1 protein-coding gene is annotated in these 1,016 nt (G+C 73.5%); it reads left to right on the top strand.

Annotated features, from left to right (window positions below; translation table 11 throughout):
• Positions 1-1,016 (top strand): beta-ketoacyl reductase (locus ON38_RS25515; RefSeq protein ID WP_039827559.1); only part of this gene is annotated, 1,016 nt, incomplete at both ends.

The following is a 1,016-nucleotide window of genomic DNA, read 5'->3' as shown; positions in this document are numbered from 1 at the left end:
GACACTGGGTGCGCTGCGGATACCCGGTATCGAGCGGCATTTCGCCGACACCACCGAACTCATCGCGGCGGCGAGCGTTCCGGAGGTCGTGGTGTGGTCGCTGCCCGAGGACGGCCCGGCACCGGGCGAGGACCGCGCCGGCGCGGTGCGGCAGGCGGTACACGCCACGCTGGCGCTGCTGCGGTCCTGGCTGTCGGCGGAACGGACCGCCAGGATCCGGCTGGTGGTCGCGACCCGAGCGGCGGCGGCCCTGCCGGATACCCCGGTGGATCCGGTCGCGGCCGCGGTGGCCGGCCTGGTGCGCAGCGCGCAATCCGAACATCCGGGCCGAATCCTGCTCCTGGACCACGACGGCGGCCTGGACGCGGCGGTGCTGGGCGGTGTCCTGGACGCCGGAGAACCGTCGGTGGCGCTGCGTGATTCGCGGATGCTCGTGCCACGCCTGACCCCGGCCGCGCCGGCCGCCGCAGCGGTACCGGCCGCGGCGGCCGGCGCTTTCGGGACGGGTACGGTGCTGATCACCGGTGGCACCAGTGGTCTCGGCGCGGTGACCGCCCGGCATCTCGTGGCCGCCCACGGCGTACGGCACCTGCTGCTGGTCTCGCGCCGGGGAGAAGCGGCCGACGGTGTCGCCGAACTCGTCACCGAACTGGCCGGACTCGGTGCGCGGGTCCGGGTCGCCGCCTGCGATGTCGCCGATCGGGCGAGTGTGGCGGCGGTGCTGGACACCGTGGACGCCGACCATCCGCTGACCGCGGTGATCCACTCCGCCGGTGTCGTCGACGACGCCACCATCGACACCCTCACCACCGGACAGGTCGACCGGGTGCTCACCCCCAAGGTCGACGGTGCGCTGAATCTGGACGAGCTCACCCGCGGGTATCAGCTGGCGGCGTTCGTCGTGTACTCGTCGGTGGCCGGAGTCCTCGGAGCCCCGGGACAGGGTAATTACGTGGCCGCGAACTCCTTCCTCGACGCCCTGGCCCACAACCGCCGCACCGCGGGCCTGCCCGCGC

Source organism: Nocardia testacea NBRC 100365 (assembly GCF_000308775.1).
In the GTDB taxonomy this organism is placed as follows: domain Bacteria; phylum Actinomycetota; class Actinomycetes; order Mycobacteriales; family Mycobacteriaceae; genus Nocardia; species Nocardia testacea.
Note: the sequence above shows the minus strand (reverse complement) of the source record. Positions and strands in the feature narration are given on the sequence as shown.